Annotated in this window: 18 protein-coding genes; 11 read left to right on the forward strand and 7 right to left on the reverse strand. The window is 43.0% G+C overall.

Going from position 1 to position 17,312, the window contains the following annotated elements:
* Window positions 1-57 precede the first annotated feature (57 nt).
* Together DS891_RS20350 and DS891_RS20355 are read right to left on the reverse strand one after the other, a co-directional pair.
* On the reverse strand, window positions 58-1,044 hold the full coding sequence (locus DS891_RS20350; protein ID WP_174170778.1) for a lipopolysaccharide assembly protein LapB: 987 nt from the start codon (window positions 1,042-1,044) through the stop codon (window positions 58-60).
* Entirely contained in the window at window positions 1,044-1,790 is a 747-nt protein-coding gene (locus DS891_RS20355) for a hypothetical protein (RefSeq protein WP_174170779.1), read from the reverse strand. The genes DS891_RS20350 and DS891_RS20355 overlap by 1 nt, the downstream gene beginning before the upstream one ends.
* A 192-nt stretch (window positions 1,791-1,982) precedes the next feature.
* On the opposite strand from DS891_RS20355, the gene DS891_RS20360 reads away from it, so the two are divergent.
* Both DS891_RS20360 and DS891_RS20365 read left to right on the forward strand, forming a co-directional pair.
* Entirely contained in the window at window positions 1,983-3,077 is a 1,095-nt protein-coding gene (locus DS891_RS20360) for a sensor histidine kinase (protein ID WP_254605980.1), read from the forward strand.
* Between the two features lie 11 nt (window positions 3,078-3,088).
* Window positions 3,089-3,730, forward strand: coding sequence for a response regulator transcription factor (locus tag DS891_RS20365; RefSeq protein ID WP_174170781.1), 642 nt, complete (start codon window positions 3,089-3,091; stop codon window positions 3,728-3,730).
* Window positions 3,731-3,785: 55 nt separating this feature from the next.
* Here the strand turns inward: DS891_RS20365 and DS891_RS20370 are convergent, their stop codons facing one another.
* Together DS891_RS20370 and DS891_RS20375 are read right to left on the reverse strand one after the other, a co-directional pair.
* Window positions 3,786-4,034 (reverse strand): DUF3297 family protein, encoded by a 249-nt coding sequence (locus DS891_RS20370; RefSeq protein ID WP_102056316.1) that lies wholly within the window; start codon window positions 4,032-4,034, stop codon window positions 3,786-3,788.
* Between the two features lie 132 nt (window positions 4,035-4,166).
* Window positions 4,167-4,490: a hypothetical protein gene (locus tag DS891_RS20375; protein WP_174170782.1), complete on the reverse strand. Its 324-nt coding sequence runs from the start codon at window positions 4,488-4,490 to the stop codon at window positions 4,167-4,169.
* A 95-nt stretch (window positions 4,491-4,585) separates the two neighbouring features.
* Between DS891_RS20375 and DS891_RS20380 the strand changes: the two genes are divergently transcribed.
* Window positions 4,586-4,771, forward strand: coding sequence for a hypothetical protein (locus DS891_RS20380; RefSeq protein ID WP_010607259.1), 186 nt, complete (start codon window positions 4,586-4,588; stop codon window positions 4,769-4,771).
* Window positions 4,772-4,810: 39 nt separating this feature from the next.
* Here DS891_RS20380 and DS891_RS20385 read toward each other — a convergent pair whose 3' ends face one another.
* A complete protein-coding gene (locus DS891_RS20385) occupies window positions 4,811-5,224 on the reverse strand; it encodes a GNAT family N-acetyltransferase (RefSeq protein WP_174170783.1) in 414 nt (137 codons plus the stop codon).
* A 102-nt stretch (window positions 5,225-5,326) separates the two neighbouring features.
* Between DS891_RS20385 and DS891_RS20390 the strand changes: the two genes are divergently transcribed.
* Window positions 5,327-6,163 carry an SPFH domain-containing protein gene (locus DS891_RS20390; RefSeq protein WP_029215911.1) on the forward strand — a complete coding sequence of 279 codons (837 nt, stop codon included), beginning with the start codon at window positions 5,327-5,329 and terminating at the stop codon, window positions 6,161-6,163.
* A gap of 71 nt (window positions 6,164-6,234) precedes the next feature.
* Here the strand turns inward: DS891_RS20390 and DS891_RS20395 are convergent, their stop codons facing one another.
* Entirely contained in the window at window positions 6,235-7,347 is a 1,113-nt protein-coding gene (locus tag DS891_RS20395; RefSeq protein ID WP_174170784.1) for a TRAP transporter substrate-binding protein, read from the reverse strand.
* A gap of 168 nt (window positions 7,348-7,515) precedes the next feature.
* Between DS891_RS20395 and DS891_RS20400 the strand changes: the two genes are divergently transcribed.
* The 6 genes from DS891_RS20400 to DS891_RS20425 all read left to right on the forward strand — a co-directional run bounded on the left by DS891_RS20400 (window position 7,516) and on the right by DS891_RS20425 (window position 14,342).
* Complete coding sequence (locus tag DS891_RS20400; RefSeq protein ID WP_254605982.1) at window positions 7,516-8,433, forward strand: hypothetical protein; 918 nt, start codon at window positions 7,516-7,518, stop codon at window positions 8,431-8,433.
* 170 nt (window positions 8,434-8,603) lie between these two features.
* Window positions 8,604-10,100 carry a cytochrome-c peroxidase gene (locus DS891_RS20405; protein WP_174170786.1) on the forward strand — a complete coding sequence of 499 codons (1,497 nt, stop codon included), beginning with the start codon at window positions 8,604-8,606 and terminating at the stop codon, window positions 10,098-10,100.
* A gap of 20 nt (window positions 10,101-10,120) precedes the next feature.
* Window positions 10,121-11,593, forward strand: coding sequence for an ATP-binding protein (locus DS891_RS20410; RefSeq protein WP_174170787.1), 1,473 nt, complete (start codon window positions 10,121-10,123; stop codon window positions 11,591-11,593).
* A gap of 12 nt (window positions 11,594-11,605) precedes the next feature.
* Window positions 11,606-12,304 (forward strand): response regulator, encoded by a 699-nt coding sequence (locus DS891_RS20415; RefSeq protein WP_010607267.1) that lies wholly within the window; start codon window positions 11,606-11,608, stop codon window positions 12,302-12,304.
* A 132-nt stretch (window positions 12,305-12,436) separates the two neighbouring features.
* Window positions 12,437-13,519, forward strand: a complete 1,083-nt coding sequence (locus tag DS891_RS20420; protein WP_174170788.1) for an MBL fold metallo-hydrolase — start codon at window positions 12,437-12,439, stop codon at window positions 13,517-13,519.
* A gap of 100 nt (window positions 13,520-13,619) precedes the next feature.
* The gene (locus tag DS891_RS20425) at window positions 13,620-14,342 is read left to right on the forward strand and encodes a hypothetical protein (protein WP_102056310.1); all 723 of its coding nucleotides are present in this window, start codon (window positions 13,620-13,622) and stop codon (window positions 14,340-14,342) included.
* Window positions 14,343-14,394: 52 nt separating this feature from the next.
* On the opposite strand, the gene DS891_RS20430 is transcribed toward DS891_RS20425, so the two are convergent.
* Complete coding sequence (locus DS891_RS20430; protein WP_130126742.1) at window positions 14,395-15,765, reverse strand: hypothetical protein; 1,371 nt, start codon at window positions 15,763-15,765, stop codon at window positions 14,395-14,397.
* A 133-nt stretch (window positions 15,766-15,898) separates the two neighbouring features.
* On the opposite strand from DS891_RS20430, the gene DS891_RS20435 reads away from it, so the two are divergent.
* The gene (locus tag DS891_RS20435; protein ID WP_102056308.1) at window positions 15,899-17,284 is read left to right on the forward strand and encodes a hypothetical protein; all 1,386 of its coding nucleotides are present in this window, start codon (window positions 15,899-15,901) and stop codon (window positions 17,282-17,284) included.
* Window positions 17,285-17,312 lie beyond the last annotated feature (28 nt).

Raw genomic sequence — 17,312 nt, forward strand, 5'->3', positions numbered from 1 at the left:
TAAAACGTCGAGCTTGCTCGACGTTTTCCACCCTAATAAAACAAATGAACTAAATACTCAGATTCGCAGCTGTCTAATCGCTTTGATTAGATCTTTGTCGCTGATTCGCGTTGACTTTAATTTGCCGATTAACTTTTTAGCACCTAGGGTATTTCCTTGGAGCATATAGAGCTGGCTTAAACGTAACCGTGCCCAGTTTTTATCTGGACCATCTGTACTGATCTCAAGTGTTAAATACGTTTGTAATGCTGCGATCCCCTCGTCTACATTAACCTCTGAAAACACCGCCGTCCGACCAATTTGGTAAAGCCCCGCAGCGTAATGCTTTGCTTCCTTAATTACTATTAAAGTTCTAAAAAACGCAAATGCACCATCGTAATGTTTGATACTCTGCAGCGCTATTCCAGCTTTAAACAACACTGCTTCATCAATAGTTTTGCGTTCAAGCAAGGTGTCAGTATAGGTTATCAACGCTTCATCATTGCCAGTCAGCAAATAAAAGTCGATCCATAGCTTCATTGCGGCATGGGAAGATAAGGCTTCTATCGCCCTTATCTGTCGCACCGCCTTGGCCTCAGAGCCACCTGCAATGCTTGGTGCTGAAAGGTAGAAATAGAACAACCCTTGCAGCGCTTTGATATGCGTTGCGTCTTTGTCTATTGCCGCTAAAAACGCATCTTCTGTGTTGCTGGCATAACTCAGTTTTGAAAATATAGAAGCATGCTTTATCTGCTCTGCATTTACCTTGGCGTACCAATAATACTCATCCGCACTGTTAGGCTCGAGACGCAGTGCTTTTTCAAGGTACTCTTCTGCTTCATCAAATTGATTCAACGCCAACTTAACTCTGCCAAGATAATAGAACGACTCATTTGGATGCGTTTCTTGCAGCGCCAGAAAAGCTTGCTCAGCATCCACTATCGCCTGTTGCTCAAATAGTATTTTGGCATGCTCCAATGCATCGGTAATATTCGGCATCGCAAACACTTTTGGAGTTACCACTAGTATCATCATTAAACAAAGTACTTTATTCATCTGAAACATTATTTGCTCCCCCTTGCTTGACAGTGATTAAGCTGTTTTTTGTAAAACAGGATGCCCAAGGTGCCAACCACAGCGGGTAACAACCATGGCACTAGCTGCCAAGCCCCAGGCATTAGCTGCGCTAACCAATGACGTCCACCCACCGCAAAAAATGCCGTATATACCGCAATCCCAGCGCCTAAAATGGTACTCATATGCTCCAGCACCCACTCTCGTGGTTTGAGTGTTGGTTTAAATATGTAGAACAACATAGTAGCGACAGTAGAGAGCACAATAAGTGAAAATATTAGATAGAGCGTACTGACAAATGTAAGCGCAGTGTACAACACTCGCCCACCTGTTGCCGCTAAGAGCCCAATTAGCAATAAATGAGACCCGCTTTTTAATCGCTCACGGTGCTGTTTAGCCGCTAAAACCAAGCTTGAATGACGAATATTTGCCAACACCAATACTGACAGCATCAGTAAAAATTCACTTAATTGACGTTGCTTCAATACCAGCTGTTGCCCTAGCGCCTGATCAATGTGTTGAGAGGGGTAACGGATCGCCAATGGGTCGTAGATCACAATTAGGCACATGACAATGCCACTGACGGAAACTAGCCACATACACCAAGTAAATATTTTTCCCCATAGTCTATGCTGTGGGCTGCCTTTTACGGTCACGACTGGAACCCAAAATACAATTAGCGCAATAGCACCAATAATTATGTGCAAATACAAAGCAAACTGATGAACAATAAGCATAACAATTTCTCTTTTACGATTTTGGTCTTTAGCTTAACGTCACTACATTTGGAGTGCCTGTCCCAGACGTCATGATGTAAAACCATGACTTTTGGCCTATAGGCACAACCTTGTTACTTTGTCATACTTAGTGAAGAAAACGGCAAGAGGACATAAGCGTTGGCATTCAGCATATTAATCGCAAATCGAGATATGAGAGATTTACTAGCGCTGATCACATGGGCAGCCCTTTTCGCTATCTCGGTATACATAACGAGTCAACAGCCTGAAGCGCCCGAAATATCTCTCTTTAGCAGCTTCTTCTGTTTCTATGCGCTTGGCTATCTCATTGGCACCTGCGAGCAATGTCAACACAAATTACGATGGCTTGCCCTAGTCCTCATGCTATTTTCAGCCTTTGCCTGTGGCTGGATCCTGCAATTTGGATACCTATCCATTCTCACCATTATCTGGGTTGCCGTTGTCGCTTATTTGCTCCCCATTCGCGTATCAGCTTGCTTCACCCTCATCATCGTATTGGCCTGGTTTACAATGCAGAGTGTAAAGCAACAGCATCTACTTTGGATTGAGGGATTACTATATGGCTTGTTTCACTTATTCGCCTTGCTATTAGCCACCACCCATCAACGAGAACAGCAAGCTAGGGTTGAGCTACAAAATCAACATGCTCAGTTGCAATCCACACAACACTTGCTTTCTGAGCTGTCGAAGCACTCTGAGCGCACCCGCATCGCGCGGGACTTACACGATCTGTTAGGTCATCACCTCACGGCACTCAGTATTAAGTTGCAAATAGCGCAAAGAATGACTGCCGACGCACCAGCCCAGCAGCAAATCCTAGAATGTCAAAGCGTAGCTAAATTACTACTCAATGATGTACGAGATGCCGTGGATATGCTCAGACAGCACAGAGATATTGATTTTCATCAATCGCTTACCTTACTACTCCAATATACTCCTGAGCTAAAAGTGCATGCAACCATTCCACAACATATTGTTGTTGACGATAGCCATATAGCACAAGTGCTGCTGCGCTGTGTTCAAGAAGCAATAACCAACAGCCTAAGACACAGTCATGCGAAGCAATTTTGGATTGTAATGACGCAAGATGAAGAAAAGCTTTTCGTCAATATGCATGATGATGGCTATATCAGTGAACAATGGCACAAAGGGAATGGTTTAACGGGGATGTCTGAACGCGTATCTGAATGTGGTGGCTACTTGCATCTCTATGAGCACAATCGTGCCCTACACTATAAAATTGAACTCCCGTTAACTCCACAGTAAGGACGATATTGATGAAAGTAGTCGTGGTTGACGACCAGAAACTCGTAAGAGAAGGCATTGTCACTTTATTACAATTCAACGAAGAAGTTGAAGTGATTGCCCAGTACGACAATGGTCAGACGTTACTTGATGGGCTATCAGAGGTTGCACCTGATATTATTCTACTGGATCTATCCATGCCAGTTATGAACGGTATCGCTACCTTGAAGCAGCTAAATAGTCGAGGTATAACGATCCCAGTATTAGTGTTAACAACCTTTGATGACCCCAAACTCGTTCTGGACAGCTTAAGTAATGGAGCCAAAGGCTTTGTACTCAAAGATATCGCTCTGGATTCGTTGGTGAATGCAATGAAAACCATCCTCAATGGTGAAACCTACTTTCAACCGGCAATTACAGAAACCCTATTAAAGTATGCACCAAAACTCGACAATGATTTTTCTGAGTTCAAAGCCACAGAGACGCTTAGCGTACGAGAAATAGAGGTATTGAGACTGGTTGCAAATGGTTATTCCAACAAGGAAATAGCCGAAGCCTTACACAAGTCAGAAGGCACAATCAAAAATCACGTCTCCAATTTACTTTCTAAACTGGGTGTGAGGGATAGAACCCGTGCAGTGCTATTAGCAATCGAGATGGGAATATTACAGTAGCTTAAACAAAGCGCACCAATTTACCCCTGAGCAGATTGGTGCATCGTCACGGCGCTTAGCAATAGTAAGCTTCAACCGTTCCTTTTGATTTAATTAGCAAAGGCTGACCTCGGCGATCTAGCGCTTTTGGCGCAGCGACTTTAATCCAGCCTTCACTAATGCAATACTCTTCAACATCGGTACGTTCTTTTCCATTAAAACGAATGCCAATGTGGTGCTCTAGTATTTCTTTAGCATAATGTGGGCTGCGAGGATTGATAGAAAGTCTATCTGGTAGTGCTGGTTTTTCGATTGAATCTGTCATCGTTTTTCTTCAATTATTTAAGCATGCTGTATTGTAGGTAATCCCATGCGTGCGCTCAATAGCTGAGCGTCTTATAATCGCAATTGAATTAAAAACTGTATCGATTTAAGAGCACTATGAGGTCTCTGAAGTTTAGCTAACGTTATTACTTAGAAATGCCTTGGCACATTCACCCACGTATCGACGGCCAGGATTATCTCCACTCAACCATTCTTCCACAGTAAACAGCTCAAATAGACCTATTTTACACAGCGTTGGGATTGCAAGCTTGAGCTCGTCCTCTACTTGTCCTCGCTCACCAGCATTGTAAAGGTCAATGTTATGCAACATAGTTGCTACTGTACCCGTTTGCACTCTACTACCATCTTTTAATTGTACCAATGGTAAGCACTCACCTTCTCTTACTACCTTTTGATTTACCGCAGCCAACTGCTCAGTGTTTTCTACATTTTTCATCAATATATGCTTCCTATAAATAAAATACCCATCCCCCTTGCACTCTCCACTTTTCTCGATAAGATAAACAATGAAGTTAACACAAGGAAACAAGTATGAAACTTAAATTAAACAAAAAGGCGATTAAGTCCCTTTCAAAAGATTTACAAGACTTACCAATGGCGCAAACCCCAAATATTGCAGGTGCTGGCAATCCACCTTTATACCCAGAAAGCAAGTTCGATCAAGGCTGTCCTTGGTTTACACACTTTCAGGTTCGAACTTGTCCAAATCCGTATTAATGCGCCATTGTGGGTAAGTACTCTTACCCACTAAACTTGTTATAACTCCTTTACCATAAAATACTTACAGCCATCTTTAGGGTAATGTTCTTGGATCCATTGGGTCTCATAGCCATGCTTTTCATAAAATGGCATTGCCTGAAAATTTAAGGTATCGAGTAAGCATTTCACGCACCCTCTTTGTTTGGCTGCCGCTTCTAGGCTTTCTAGTATCTGTGAGCCGATATTTTGACCCCTTAGTGTCTCAGACACCCACAAAGTATCAAGCAACAACCAGTTGCCAAAAGTACGCGCGGCTGCACCTGCAACAACCTCTCCAGACTCACCCTTTACTTCAACCGCCAATGGAAGACGCTCTGTGACCTCCCAATTAGCCCAGTTAAACTCGCTAATTTTACTACTTAAAAAATCGACAAATTGTTGCTCAGGATTTTCTACCACGGATATTTTCACTACTGCGCTCCGGTTGATATCGTTGAACTAAGGTAATTGTTGTTCGCTTTAGTATTGTCACCTATCATAGCGAACAAAGTACCTATAAAGGAATCATCTATGATGAAATCAAAATCTAGCATTGGAAGCTCAATTATATCTATTATCGTGATTGGCATTGTGTTACTTTTTTCCATCACATCTTGCACTAACCCCAGCACACCCGCAGGACATGAAGGCTATGTTTTTGAGCAACCTAGATTTTTTGGTTCTGGTGGTTACCAAGGTAGCTTAATCGGTCCGAGCAACTATGGTTTTTCCCCGCTTAGAAATCAAGTCGTCAATATCGATATGCGTCCAAACACGTATACCGAGCGCTTTGAGATCTTAGCCAAGGATGACTTGAATATCAGTTTTGATTTTCATGCCGTCATTGCAATTAAACCAGGTACAGTAAAAGATGTCGTCGAAAATTATGGTGCAGAGAACTGGTATCAGCGTTTTGTTCGCGAAACTTTCAGAACCTATGTTCGCGACGAAGTCCAACAATACGACAGCGGCGCATTAAAAAGCAAACGCGAACAAATTGCTGAAATCGTCACAAAACGTTTAAAAGGCTACCTACAGTTAGCGCCATTTGATATCAAGCAAGTGGTGATCGGTAACATTAATTATCCAGATATCGTAGCCAATGCTGTAGAAAAGAAACTCGCTGCGCAACAGCTGCTAGCAGAAAAAGAAACTCAAAAGGCCATTGCGAAAAAAGATGCGGAAATTCGGATTGAAGAAGCAAAAGGTATCGCTGAAGCGCAAAAGATCATCAACGCCACACTTACTGCAAACTACTTACAACATGAAGCGATAAATGCGCAGCTAAAAATGGCAGAATCTCCTAACCATACAACGGTTTATATTCCGGTTGGCACCAACGGCATTCCACTGGTTAAAGAGAGTCGATAACAAAGTACCAATAATTCGTTTGAGTTGGGAGTAACAATAGCGAGAAGGTCAGTTGTTGCTCTCAACCAGGGTTATTGAGTAAACTCTTTTTCTGTCGCATTTACCAGCTGTTGAAATGCGCGAGTACTGCCAAGTAGCTCTCGCTTTACCTTGTTCCACTGTGCATTGTGATGACCAAACTTTAATTGCCATTCGCGCTTTTCGTCCACACTTAAAGGGTGCAGCTTTGCGCCCAAGGCCATGAGCTCGCGCTCACAGCGTTTTTGCAGTTGCTCAATCTGCGCAATATGAGTATGAAATGTTTGCTTACTCGCGTCCTCGATTTCCCCTTTTAAGCGCAGTGGCAAACTATCTAACCAATGCTGATTTGCGACGGTCACCCAAGCATCGGGGACACTTTCGAGTAAAGCTACCTGCCCTATCTCGTTTTTAAGCAGATCAGGACCTGCGAACAAACCAATAACGCTAGGGTCAATAACCTCTATATGTTTTGTTCTTGCCATTTTGGCCACTTGCGCCCAAGGCACATCAATAACATTTGCCGACGTCATACTGTAAAAATGACTCAAAACCCTAGAAGCAGGTACTCTTAGCACCACTCCTTTGAGTTTTTCAGGCAAGTTAATTAAGCGGTTGAACTGTTTTGTGCTTGTTAATGTGCGACCCCCAACGAGATGATGCATTAAGATATTCAGTTTTCCTTGTTCACTAATAGGCTTAATAACAAGTGACTGCCATTGTGGCGAACAAATTAGATTGAGAAACGCGCGATTTGAGCTCGCCCAAAATGGGATATTAAGGATATCTAGCACAGGTAACGCCCGAGACAGATTTGACACAGAGATAAGTGCGGCCTCCACATGTCCACGAGTCACTGCCGCCATTAACTCGCGGCCACTTCCAAGCGCGCCACTATGGTGAACATCAACATAGATTTTACCGCGAGTCATAGACTCAACATTCTTCTTAAACACTTGATGCATGTGCGGGATAAAGTCACTTTGATCCGCAGGGTATGGGGAAGCTAATCTTAAAATATGGAGGGCAGCACTGCGCTTAGCCATTTCTTGTTCTCGTTCATCTTCTGAGAGTAAATTTAGTGCAAGTACTTGGCTAACCGGAAATGAAGCACTCAAACATGCCACTAGTGAAGCTTCAAGAAATTGACGTCTACTCTTGGACATGGCTGTACAACCTAAATTCCATACCTCAATTAAAGATAGCTGTTTGCTTTGCTGTTTCAACCTATAGTTACATAGCTTTAGCCGCACCTATCACAAAATTCATGCTCCTCTTGCAATTGCTAACAGCGCCAGTCTATCTTCTAATTTATGGAAAATGGAGCCTTATCTATGCGTATGCCTCTTTGCTTTTTTGCTGTTCATTGTGCTCTGAGCTTCAGTGTGCTGGGATGTGAATTAGCTGTTGTAGCAAAAACGATTGCCGTCATCCCTTCTGTTTCAAAACCTGATTGCTATTTTTCACAGGATAAAAATGCAAACCTGCGCCCAGTGCGACAATATGCAGAACCTCTAACGCCAAATTATCCAGATGCTGCAATACCTCTCAATTTCGATAGGGTTCAGTCAGCCTGTAAACTTAAGAGTGACACCATCCATTGCCAGTTTACTGACCGACAAGGCGCTTTGCCTTTAGCTAGTCAATACCAACAAGGTCGGTTAAGTTATGATCAGTGGCGCGTAGACAATGATTATTTTGTTGGATGGACCTCGCACGACCCAGAAAAACCTGCTGGATTTATGGTACTTTCCACCACTAAACCCGCTTATTGGTTACCTGTGGAAGATGCTTGTAAAGCAAGGCTCAGCACACGAGTAGTGACGCTTAATAGCAAAGAGAGTCTCTGTTTGAATCATCAGGGTACTTGGCAGCGCAGTAACACACAGTCACTACCTGCACCTTGCGAAAAACCATACTCTGTCGCTACCGATCAAAATGGGGTGTGGGCTTTGCAGCTAAACAATGAACATAAAAGTTGGAATATTTGCCACTTTGATCACACATTACAACTGGTGAAAGCATATCAATATCAACTTGATGTACCGCAATCGCTAGCGCCATTCAAGCTCATATCTACGCCTTTTACTCAGGTTACCGCCTTATTCGGCGAGTATGACAATGCGCCAGCATACGCATTTGATATTAGTGCTGTTGAGCCTATGTTTCTATCAACCTTCCCAAGCTCAATACGTCGTATACAAATCCCACTTACACAAGCTAAATATCGGTTAAGCCTAATAGCTCACTAGCCTGCTTTAGCGATAACTCAAAATCCATGTGAGATTTTAAAAAATGCTGTAACGGTTCCAAATTATTTTTTCTTTCTCTCCCTTTCAAAACAAAAATTTTCATTTTCACATTCTCTGCACTTTTGCCTGCCAATTTTAAAACTCGAATCACAATAAGGTTTGGAATAACGATGAACAACGCGAACTTTCTACGTGCAATGGCACTTGTTACCGCGGTGGCAAGTTTACCAATAGCAGCACAACATAAGCCTCTACCACCTCCGCCTCCAGGCCAGCCACAACCAAACTCGGCGCTGGATGATGAACTCTCACAAATTATGCGTGCTCGCGGTATTACTGGCAGAGTAGCAGGTGCACAACAACTGCCGAGGATCTCAGATCCCATTGCTCAGCTCGGCATGCAGTTATTCTTTAGCAAGGCCCTTGGGGGAGAAAAATCAGTCGCCTGTGCAAGCTGTCACGATCCAAGGCTCGGTGGTGCCGATGGCCTTTCGTTGCCAATAGGTACAAACGCAGTAGAAAGTGATGTGGTAGGCCCAGGTCGTCAAGCAATCAACGATGACATCAATATTCCACGTAACTCTCCCACCATTTTTAATACCGGATTTGCCAACAACGCTTTATTTTGGGACGGCCGTGTTCAACGTGTGACTATCACTGACGACCAAGGCAATGAAAGCAGTTTTATCAGTACGCCTGATTCAGGTTTTAACCAACCAGATGTAAACGCGGCAGATTCACTAGTTGCAACCCTGTCTCGCTTTCCTGTCACCTCTCGTGAAGAAATGCGTGGAGAGGCTTTCGAAAGTGCCGAAACCAATGAACAAGTCCGCTCACACTTAGCCCAGCGTATTGGCGATTACGGTGAAGAGGCAGGAGGTTTGGCCACCAATGATTGGCTTCAAGCCTTTAGAAAAGCATTCAACTCGCAAGCTGACGCGCAAACCTTAATTACCTTTGATAGTATCGCTTTTGCACTCGGCCAGTATCAAGCGTCATTTGTGATGGTGGATACCAATTGGCATCGCTATGCCCGAGGTGACCGTGGCGCACTCAGCGACAAACAAAAACGTGGTGCTAAACTCTTTTTTACTCCTATAGCTGAAGGCGGTGCAGGATGTGTTGGGTGCCACAGCGGTGAACGTTTCACTAACGATGGTTTCTTTAACCTCGCCTTTCCACAGTATGGTATTGGTACACAAGATAATCAGGCCGATATCGGACGCGCTGCAATTGACCCTTCGACTCGCAACCAATTTGCGTTTAGAGTCCCAAGCTTAATAAATGTTGCCCTGACTGCGCCATATGGTCACGCAGGAGCCTACGAGTCGTTAGAACAAGTGGTCAATCATTACTCAAACCCTGAGCAAACCGTCGAGCAATTTTTTCAACGTGGTGGTGCTTGTGGATTAAAGCAGTTTTCCTTAACCGCTCAGTGTGACACACTAAACCTACAAGCGAGAGAAAATAGTGAAGCGGCGTTAACGTTACTGCGCCAATCACCCTTTGTTGCCGCCAATTTAGCGCCACAACAAAAGCAGGATCTCGTTGCGTTTTTACATGCCTTGACAGACAAGTGTGCAAAAGACCAACGGTGCGTAAGAAAATGGATGCCAAACCGTCGCACACCAGACCCTGATAATTTACGCTTGCATGCACAACGTTAACCGGTGGAATAACAACAACCATGAAAATGACCATTCGCGTCAAACTATTGCTGATAATTTTGATAGCCAACACCACATTGGTGCTGGCTATCTATATCGCCAATAAATTAGCGTTTGAAAAGAGCTTTACTGCCTATCTTGAAAATACCTCTCGGGCACAGCTCAAAGAGGTGGTAACGCAAGTTGCCGAGACTTACGCACGCCATGGTTCATTGGACTGGGTGTATCGAGGCTCAGAGGATTGGGATAGCATAGTACGTAGCTTCTATGGTCTTTCTGAGGATGAGCGCCCACGAGATAGGCTACATTCTCGTCCACCACCAAGACATCGTGAAAGAGGCGAAGGAGGGCCACGAAGACGTGATGGCCCTCCACCGCGTTTGGACAATAAAAAACGCCTGCTGATCAAAGACACACAAGGCAATATTATTATGGGCACACCGAAAAGTAAGCAGACTTCGCTGTGGTTCCCAGTCTATCAAAGCGACCACTTGGCGCAGCCTAAACGCGAACAGATTATCGCCTACTTAGGTGTCGAGCAAAGTGGCTTGGTACGCAATGACTTCGACCAACTGTTTGCAGAGCAACAACGTAAACAGTTCATCATCATTGCGCTCGTCGCCCTGTTGGTTACTTTAGTGATTGCCGTGCCTTTTAGTAAATATATGGTCAACCCAATCGTTTTGTTGCGCCGCAATGCAAAAACACTGACACAAGGAAATTACGATGCTCGCGTCGATATCGCGAGTAAAGACGAACTCGGTTTGCTTGCCAGAGATATGAACCGTTTGGCAGGCACATTAGCGCAGAACCAAATAGCTAGGCAGCAATGGATAGCGGATATTTCACACGAGCTACGCACGCCGATTGCTGTGATCCGCGCGGAACTTGAGGGCATGATTGATGGCATTATCGCAAGCAATCCCGAACAACTTATGTCGCTTAACGAAGAGATCCAACGATTGACTCGGCTGGTGGACGATTTACATCAACTATCGCTGTCAGACCGCGGTGCGCTTACTTACAACATGGATAAAGAAAACCTTTACGACCTGCTCTCACGCACATTTGCAAAAAGTAGTCACCAAATTGAAAAGCACCATCTTGCTTATTCCTTGCAATGCGATGAGCATATTACCTTAGAATGTGACGAGCAGCGCCTTGGGCAGCTATTCGACAACTTACTACAAAACACCTTGCGTTACACAGAGTCCTCAGTTGAACAGCCGGGAAATCTCGATGTAAAAGTCATACAACGACAAGATAAAACGATAATTTACTGGCAGGACAGCGCACCTTCTGTACCACAAGAACAGCTAAACAAACTCTTTGATAGGCTCTATCGAGTAGAGGAAGCGCGGAGTAGAAAAACGGGTGGCTCTGGCCTTGGTTTAGCCATTTGCCAAAGTATTGTTGCTGCCCACAACGGAAAAATCACTGCGGACTTGAGCGAACTGGGTGGTCTCGCTATTATTATTGAACTGAAAAGATAATGAGTTTCTCCCGTGCCAAACAAACATATTTTAATCGTCGAAGATGAACCAAAACTTGCCGATATTTTAAGTAAGTATTTGGCTCAAGCCGAGTATACCAGCCATTGTGTTCACGATGGCGCTTTGGCTGAAGAGGCTTTTAAACAACAGCAACCTGCCCTTATCTTACTCGACCTCATGCTGCCTAATCTTGACGGTATCGAAATTTGCAAGCGGATCAGAGCTTATTCAAACGTGCCAATTGTCATGATCACTGCCAAAGTAGAAGAAATCGATCGTCTTCTTGGTCTTGAAGTGGGTGCTGATGATTACGTGTGCAAACCCTATAGTCCAAAAGAAGTCGTCGCAAGAGTGAAGGCGATTTTAAGACGCGTGACGCTAAACGAGCGCGGCACAGTGTCAGAAACAGAGAGCAAACTTAAACTAGACGAAGAGAGCTTGTTTGTCTCCTTCCTCGACGCGAGAGCGACGTTCACTTATGTCGAGTTTATGCTCTTAAAGGCAATGTACGGACACCCGTGCCGAATTTATAGCCGCGACTTATTGATGGATCACATCTACGATGACAGCCACATTGTTAGCGACAGAACCATAGATAGCCATATTAAAAATATTCGTAAAAAGCTGCAAAGCATCGCGCCTAAATACGACTTTATCCACTCTATTTACGGAGCGGGATATAAGTTTGAGGCGCAGGAACGTAATTCCTAGTCTCTAACCTACAATGAGAGTTGGGTTACACACTAATCCAACTCTCACCTAAGGCTTAATTCACCGCTACACCCCATTCCCTTTTATTGGTAAACTCCAAAAAATAACTAATAATTATAAAAAGGAATGGGCATGAAAAGGCTTACTTTGGCAGTCATAATCACATTAACAGGCTGCAGTAATAGTAATGTTGTAGAGCGAATAAAATCTGAGTCTTCCGTGGTAAAACATAGCTCTGTAGAAGGGTATGAAGATAGATATTCCAACATCTACAATAAGTTTAAAGATTATCCCGTGACTTGCGAAGAAAACTGCTATCCAGTCACCCAACAAATTCAATGTCAGTCCGAGATGCAAGATTGTACTTACGTTGGCAACAACCCCACTCTCTCGCTCAATACCGGCTTTGCTATCCAATGGCTCGGACATGCGAGTTTTAAAGTCAACACCAAAGATGGGCAACAGTTTTTGTTTGACCCCGTCACGGCTCAATTTGACTGGCCTGTAAACTGGGCATTTCGCCTCTCAGAAGGGTTTAATCGCAAGCAACCTGCACAGCTCAGTCAAACAGAGTTACAACAAACCAATGCCGTAATGTACTCCCATATTCATTACGATCATTTTAACAAGAACGATATCGAAGCGATTGGTACTAGGCCTAATTATCTTACTCCACTAGGATTTGCTGAGCACTTTCCTGAAGATGGATACAAGGTTTCTGAAATGGAGTGGTATTCAAGCAAACAACTTGGTGAAGTAACCGCACACTTTGTGCCTGCAAATCACTTTAGCAGCCGTATTTGGGTGCCGTTTTTATACGAAGATCATGGCGCTGCACTATGGGGTGGCTGGATATTAGAACACCAAGGCAAGACTCTATTTTTTGCTGGAGATACGGGATATTCACCACATTTCAAAGATATTCAAGAAAAATATGGTGATATTGATGTGTGCCTACTTCCAATTGCCTCATACTACAGCGAAGAACATCCTGATTGGTATCGTAAAGTACACACCACACCAGAAGATGCACTGACTGCCGCAAAAGAGCTCGGTTGTAAGGTTATGGTGCCGTGGGGCTATGGCAATGCTAGTTGGAAAATGGGAGATAAAACCTCACATTCAGCGCTTTTCCGCTTACTGCATATGCAACAAGTGCTAAAAGCCAAAACGCCACTGTATATTTTAAATGAAGGCGAAAAAGTCCATCTCTAATCCAAAAAGGCACCATAGTCAGATTACATAAAAATAACATTAAACTATAATTCTAAGTTGTCGATAAAAGATCGTTACCTATACGTAGATAAGGAAATATATGAAGATTATAAATCAACCAAGAGAAACGTTGGTAAACAGTCTATCAACTGTAAGCTCAGATACAGTTGCTCAGACTAAAGTCGAGAGATCCGGAGACGCACTGAAAAATGATACATTTTCTCAAACAGCTAAGCATGTGACCCCACCAGTTTATGAGCGACCAATAACGATAGGTGTATCAAAAGAGGTCGAGCAAACGATAAAAAGTGCAAGCGTTATGACTGGTGAAGCAATCGCCGAGCTTTATCTGGGTGGCAGCATGTTTAAATCGGCGGACAGCATGTCTAAAGAATATGACAAAACACTCTCGGATATTGCCACTGAACGACCTGAACTGACTGAAAATGAGTGGGGGTTTTCAGTCAACGAACAGGGCGAATTGAAGGTGACAGGTAATATCTCGGCTGAAGATATTACTTATTTAGAAGGAAAGCTCAATAGCAATAAGGCACTAGTCAACCTTGCAAATGAAGTAAAAGCCAACTTCTTACAATATACGCAGATGGAACGAGACGATAATGGCGGCACCAGTAAACTCTGGGGAAAGTATGATGTTACTAGCGAAAATTTCGCAGATATAATCGACTTCAAAGCACTGATGGATGGTCCTAGAGAAACACAACAAACGACTCTAGCATTAGGAAGACAATTGACTGGGCATGGGTTTATTCAAAATATTGCTGAGCAGCTGGGACAAAATGCAACGGTTAGGTATTCTTAATCTTTAATCAAGAGGCTCTAATATCCGTTAAAGCCTCTAATATACCTTTGGTCTATGAAGGCGTACTGGAAACTAACCTTTGGTAACATATATGTGCGAAATGTACCCATGGAAAGTTATCACCGCCAACACCTATCAAATCCACTTCTTCATCATCATTTAAGTCAACATTGGTAGGTATCTCGATTCGCCATGCACCTCGTTCAAATTGCGACTCCCAAGTATTTTTATAGCCCATACTATAGTCGACATGCCTAACTCGCGCTTCGTTTTCATCGCAGAGATTCAGATCAACTAGCCCGGAAATTATACCATCCGAATTAGAGGTTTGCTGATAACCTACCATACTGTCAACTGGGTTGTACCAATCCTTTACAAACTTCAATGTAGCCGTAGCTCCCTGAACCGGTGCTCCTGTAGAATCTTGAAGCACTAATGACCAATTCAGTTTGTGATAAGCTTGAGTTGTGAGGTATGGGTTACTAAATGCGGAATAAGGGATGCGAATTACACCATTTTCCCCAGAAACAACGTGATTGCTAAATGAGGTGATGATAGAAGCAACTTGCAAACTGTAGGTGTTACTCGGGTTAGCCGAAATAGCTGTGTTAGCCCTAACCCTGATGTTGATTGGTTGATTTTCCTGCAGACCTGTAACTGGGATATATTTACCTTTATCTATTGGCATCCACCCATTATTGTAAATCTCGAAAATATATTCATTAATGTTTGTACTTTCAAGCTTCAAAGAAAGATCTTGTCCTCGAACAGCTGTAAACTGAAAATAATCTATGTCCGTAATACTATCCATGTTCCCGACAATATTATTTTGTCTATCAGGTAAAATCGTTGATGAAGCGACTGTATCATTGAATTCATTTGCATCAAGCTCAGTCGCAACTGCAGCACCGAAGTTAAATGGTGTACCATCTGATTCCACAACTTCGATATACCAGTAATAATGCCCAGGTTCCGTCAATATAACAACTGATTCATCCTGATTTCCGGGATTTTTCGAAGAACCCAGTAACGTATATGTATCGTCATTGTTATGGCGTAGAATAGAAAGATCTACATTAGTAGCACCAACTTGATCCACTAAAATAGCAGTGGTCTTACTTCGTTCCGTAATTTCAAAATGGTAGCAATTTATATTCCCAGCCTGAGAATTTGTTAACGTATATAGGTTTCCAGTATGTAATGTTGGACATGCTGGTGTTATTTGCGCCACACTCTCTTTAATCGCAAATGATACTTTCTGAAGCGGCTTAACGTTTGATGGATTTGTAAATAGAGTTCGCATTCTTTCATCTACATTAAACTGTCCAATCTCTCCCATTGATGGGAGTTCATGCGCAGCAGCGACACAATTAAAACCCACACCAAAAGCCAAGAGACCAACTAGATGATATGATAATTTCATTTAACTTTCCTTTTAAATATAAGATTACACAAAATAAACAAAAGAACAGGTAATTACAATTTAATTACACTCATTTTATATAATATTTTATGGTAATATTTAAGCGCACAATATCAGGAGGCACCATACCCGAGTGAGCAGAGCCAAACTAAGTCAAGACGAAAGCTTATCTTTTAAAATCAACTATCAACTCCTTCCCAAAGAGACAAACCAACTCGACCTGTATTTTTCAATCCCAACCGATATGGGGATTAATACCAACACATTGAACGAAGTAGACTACTTTAATGCCAATATAAAAAGTCACAGTGCATATTACTCGGAGCAGCTTCATCTCCCCTTGGTACGTAGCCGCTTTATCAGCCAAAGCAAAGGTCAAAAAACCGATTACCGCGTTAATCTAAACCTATTTTGCTACCAGATCCGCATTGCGCTAGATGCCGATGTAAAACAGACATTGAAGCTAAAAGAGGCTGATGAGTTTTATCCAGCCGCACAATTATTAGTGGAAGAAACCGAACGCCTATTGAAAAAACTCAGGCGTTACACGCCACCAGACAATAAGCTTAAGCCTTACTATCAAAACGCAGATAACTACCTCAGTTGGCATACTGAACAAGCGTTTTTAAAACTCATCGCTAGCGGGCCTAAGTCAAGCGACTTTAGTCATGAGCGAAGCTGTATTGTTAGTTTCTGTCAACGAGAGAGCCAATACCGCGAGGAGCAGAGCTACAACTCGCAAGTCACGTTGGATGACCCAAACCGCATTACCAATAAAATGAAGTTGCTTGAAAGACTCATTGAATATGGTGTTGTTTTTAACAAACAAACCATCGACTTAAGTACCAACCTAAAGCGTTTAGTTCGCGGAGTGGTTACTGGTATTATCATGGCCTTTGTGATGTTTATTGTGCTCAACGCCCGCTCTAACTTTCAAGAAGTCACCGTCGCCCTTATTGCTTTGCTTGGCGTAATTTATGGCCTTAGAGAAACGTTCAAAGAAGACTTAACCCAGTGGGCATGGCGTCATATTCAACGCGGCCGGCCAAAGTGGCGCAACAAGTTTAAAAATTCAGTAACGGACGCCATCGTTTGTACACAAACGATATGGCTGGAACATATTCGCAAAAAAGACCTACCAGAAGACGTTGATAAGCTGCTAAAAAAACGTCGACAGCAAAATAAACAAGCTGCGCATCTACTGCATTTTTGCTGTAAAAACCAAGTACATATTGATGAGTTTTTACCCGGTTACGAAGAAGTACAGCAACGTATCACCTTTAACATGAGTTCGTTTGTACGCTATCTAAAAAAAGGCGCAGGAAAGCTTTATAGCCTTGAAGGGAAAAAGGTCTCGAAAAAGTCAGTTGAACGTCGCTATCAAATCAACTTGGTAATGCGGTTTAAATCTTCTCAAGGAATACAGTTAGAAAGGTATAAACTCACCATGAACCGCTCTGAAATCGTCGCCATAGAGCTTATGGCAAGCGATTCCGTCTATATTGAAAACGACGCTTAAGCACTGACGCAGCTTCGTATAACCACCG

The sequence above is a fragment of the Pseudoalteromonas sp. JC28 genome, assembly GCF_013319255.1.
Taxonomy (GTDB): Bacteria; Pseudomonadota; Gammaproteobacteria; order Enterobacterales; family Alteromonadaceae; genus Pseudoalteromonas.